Annotated in this window: 5 protein-coding genes; 3 read left to right on the top strand and 2 right to left on the bottom strand. The window is 71.2% G+C overall.

Going from position 1 to position 3538, the window contains the following annotated elements; translation table 11 throughout:
• A partial coding sequence (locus tag IJH84_RS22460) for a MaoC/PaaZ C-terminal domain-containing protein (protein WP_295148671.1) occupies window positions 1-454 on the top strand: 454 nt, incomplete at its 5' end.
• A gap of 60 nt (window positions 455-514) precedes the next feature.
• Here the strand turns inward: IJH84_RS22460 and IJH84_RS22455 are convergent.
• On the bottom strand, window positions 515-1213 hold the full coding sequence (locus IJH84_RS22455) for a TetR/AcrR family transcriptional regulator (RefSeq protein ID WP_200067967.1): 699 nt from the start codon (window positions 1211-1213) through the stop codon (window positions 515-517).
• Window positions 1214-1378: 165 nt separating this feature from the next.
• Between IJH84_RS22455 and IJH84_RS22450 the strand changes: the two genes are divergently transcribed.
• Together IJH84_RS22450 and IJH84_RS22445 are read left to right on the top strand one after the other, a co-directional pair.
• Complete coding sequence (locus IJH84_RS22450; RefSeq protein WP_233626524.1) at window positions 1379-1930, top strand: SCP2 sterol-binding domain-containing protein; 552 nt, start codon at window positions 1379-1381, stop codon at window positions 1928-1930.
• Window positions 1931-1966: 36 nt separating this feature from the next.
• Window positions 1967-3184: an acyl-CoA dehydrogenase family protein gene (locus IJH84_RS22445; protein WP_295148665.1), complete on the top strand. Its 1218-nt coding sequence runs from the start codon at window positions 1967-1969 to the stop codon at window positions 3182-3184.
• Window positions 3185-3314: 130 nt separating this feature from the next.
• On the opposite strand, the gene IJH84_RS22440 is transcribed toward IJH84_RS22445, so the two are convergent.
• Window positions 3315-3538 (bottom strand): hypothetical protein (locus IJH84_RS22440; protein ID WP_295148663.1); only part of this gene is annotated, 224 nt, incomplete at its 5' end.

Below are 3538 nucleotides of genomic sequence, written 5' to 3'. Positions count from 1 at the left end.
GAGCGAGACCAGCACCTACCTGCGCCGCGGCAAGCCCGACGACTCCGCGCCGCACGCCGAGCGGGCCGCCGAGGTCGAACCGGGCGCGCCGACCGCGACCTGGCGGGTCCCCGGCGATCAGGGGCGCCGTTATGCGGCGGTGTCCGGGGATCGCAACCCGATCCACCTGCACCCGTGGTCGGCGAAGGTGCTGGGCTTCCCGCGCGCGATCGCGCACGGCATGTGGACGAAGGCGCGGGCGCTGGCGGCGTTCGACGGCAGGCTGCCGGAGTCGTTCACCGTGGACGTCGACTTCGTGAAACCGCTGCTGCTGCCCTCGACCGTCGAGTTCACCGAGGCCGGCCCAGGCACGGGGGTCGGCCCGGGCACGGGAACCGCACGGCCCGGCCGGGACGCCCGGTTCGCCGTGCACTCCCGCTCCGGCAAGCCGCACCTGCAGGGCCGGTTGCGCTGATTTCGCGGGCGCGCAAGCCCCGCTCGGCTGCGGGCGGGGCTTGCCGCGGTGCCCGGCGGCTCACTCCGGCTGGTCCGGGACCCGCGGGCTCCAGGAACGTCCTTCGACCAGGTCGCCGAAGCCCATCCACGCCAGGTTCATCAGGCGCATGGCCAGGCCGTCGGCGGTGTGCTCGGGATGCTCCACCCACCAGTCCAGCAGCGACTCCCCCGCACCGACCAGGGCCGCGGCGAACGGCTCCATCTGCTGCGGCTGCATCGGCTGCGCGGCGGATTCGGTCGCACGTGCCAGCAACGTCGAGATCAGCGCCATCGCCTGCTGCCGCCACTGGGCGAACTCGGAGGAGAACGGCTCGCCACCGGTCGCGGCCTGGCGGTGCAGGATCGTCCAGCTCGCCCGGTTGCGCTGCACGTAGTCGAAGAACACCCGCAGCCCGCGCCAGAGCTGCTCGTCCGGGCGCAGGTCCGGTTCGACCGCCGTGCCGATGGCTTCGATCAACCGGTTCGCCTCGCGCTGGATGCAGGCGATGAACAGCTCTTCCTTGGAACCGAGGTACGCGTAGATCATCGGTTTCGAGATGCCCGCGAACTCCGAGATCTCGTCCATCGACGCGAGGTGGAAGCCGCGCGCCGCGAAGGACTCGACGGCGGCGTCGAGGATCTGGCGTTCCCGCACCGACCGCGGCAGCCGCCGGCTGCGCGGGCGCCGCGGCCCGTCGCCGTCGTCCTCGTCGGCCTGGCTCCCACCGGCTGCCTGCATCCCACCTCCTGTTCGGGCCGTTCCAACCGGCCATCCGGGCCGTTCCGGCCGAAAACCGCCCGTGCGCGCGCCGATCAGGCTAGAACAGCAACGATCACGCGCATGCCTTGCCCACTAACCTACTCGCGCGTAGTCTTACTAGCGAGTAGGTAAATGGAGGTCACCATGTCCCAGCCGGACCCGATCGGCGCGCTCGCCGAGGCAGACCCGAAGAAGGTCGGCAACGAGGAGTTCGTGGAACTCCTGGCAGCCGCCTCCGAGCACGCCAAGCAGGGCACCGCCGACCTCAGCGCGCTGCGGCCGGAGCAGTTCGCCAAGCTCATCTCCCGCGCCTCCGCGGCCCAGGTCGAGGCCGTCATGGCGCGCCCGGAGCTGCGCGTTCAGGTGCTCGACGAGGTGTTCCGGCGGATGGGCGAGCACTACAAGGCCGAGAAGGCGCGCTCCACCGAGGCGGTGGTGCGGTGGCGCATCGGTACCGAGGACGCGGACACCGTGCGCTACGAAACCGTGCTCACCGGCGGCACCTGCACGGTCAACAAGGAGCCGCAGCACGACGACCCGCGGGTCACGATCATGATCACGCCGGTGGAGTTCCTGAAACTGGTCTCCGGCAACGCCTCCGCTCCGGTGCAGTTCATGACCGGCAAGCTGAAGGTCGCCGGGGACGTCGGCTTCGCCGCCGGGCTCACCAAACTCTTCCAGATCCCCAAGGCCTGACCCGCACACCACCGGCCCGACGCGCGAAGGAAATCGATGAGCTTCTCCCTTGAACTGAGCGAGGAACACCGCGACCTGCGGGAATGGGTGCACGGATTCGCGGAGAAGGTCATCCGCCCCGCGGCCGCCGAGTGGGACGAGCGGGAGCAGACCCCGTGGCCGGTCATCCAGGAAGCCGCCAAGATCGGCCTCTACGGCTTCGAGACGGTCGCCACGTTCTGGGCCGACGACACCGGTCTGTCGCTGCCGATCGCCAACGAGGAGCTGTTCTGGGGCGACGGCGGCATCGGCATGGCGATCTTCGGCACCACGCTGGCGGTGGCGGGCATCTTCGCCGCGGGCACTCCGGACCAGATGGCCGAGTGGGTGCCGCAGTGCTACGGCGACGCCGACGACCCGAAGGTCGCCGCGTTCTGCTCGTCCGAGCCCGCCGCCGGTTCCGACGTCTCGGCGATGCGCACCCGCGCGGTCTACGACGAGGCCAAGGACGAATGGGTGCTCAACGGCCAGAAGGCGTGGGCCACCAACGGCGGCATCGCGAACGTGCACGTGGTGCAGGCGGTCGTCGACTCCGAGCTGGGCTCGCGCGGGCAGGCCGCGTTCGTGATCCCGCCCGGCACCAAGGGGCTGGAGTCCCCCAGCAAGATCAAGAAGCACGGCCTGCGCGCCTCGCACACCGCCGACGTCTTCCTGGACGACGTGCGGGTGCCCGGCAGTTGCCTGCTCGGCGGCAAGGACAAGCTCGACGAGAAGCTCGCCCGCGCCCGCGAAGGCGGCAAGGCCGCAGGTGGCGGGCAGGCCGCGATGAAGACCTTCGAGCTGTCCCGGCCCACCGTCGGCTCGCAGGCCCTCGGCATCGCGCGCGCCGCCTACGAGCACGCCTTGGAGTACGCCAAGCAGCGGGAGACCTTCGGGCGGCCGATCATCGACAACCAGTCGATCGCGTTCACCCTCGCCGACATGCGCACCGAGATCGACGCGGCGCGGCTGCTGGTCTGGCGGGCGGCCTGGATGGGCCGCAACGACGAGCCGTTCACCGCCGGTGAGGGCTCGATGTCGAAGCTCAAGGCCGGGCGGGTCGCCACCTGGGCGACCGAGCGCGCGATCCAGATCCTCGGCGGCAACGGCTACACCCGCGAGTTCCCCGTCGAGCGGATGCACCGGGACGCCAAGATCTACGACATCTTCGAGGGCACCGAGCAGATCCAGCAGCTGGTGGTCGCCCGCTCCATCTCGGGCAGGCACATCCAGTAGGCGCCGAACGGTTCCCGGATCTTGCCGGTCCGGTCCGCCGGCTCGCCGCCGGCCGGGGTGCCCGCTGCCCGCCGCGCCTGAGACTGGTACCCGGCTCAGGCGGTGCGGGTCGGGTCCGCGCCGGTGCCGGTCAGCCCTGCGCCGGGGCGACGTCGCTGATCGAGACCGGGCCGGGCACGGAAGTGCCGTTCCAGGGCACGTTCACGGTGTAGGGCGCGACCGGGCCGGGGAAGGCGACGTCCACCGACGCCGGCGTCGGGCCGGGCAGCGCGTCGCCGGTGTTCGGGTCGGTGACCTGGTAGTGGAAGCTCGCGTTCACCGCGTGCTGCCCGTCGACGACGTGGTCCGCGGCGT

The sequence above is a fragment of the Saccharopolyspora sp. genome, from assembly GCF_017434145.1.
Classification (GTDB): Bacteria; Actinomycetota; Actinomycetes; order Mycobacteriales; family Pseudonocardiaceae; genus Saccharopolyspora_C; species Saccharopolyspora_C galaxeae.
Note: the sequence above shows the minus strand (reverse complement) of the source record. Positions and strands in the feature narration are given on the sequence as shown.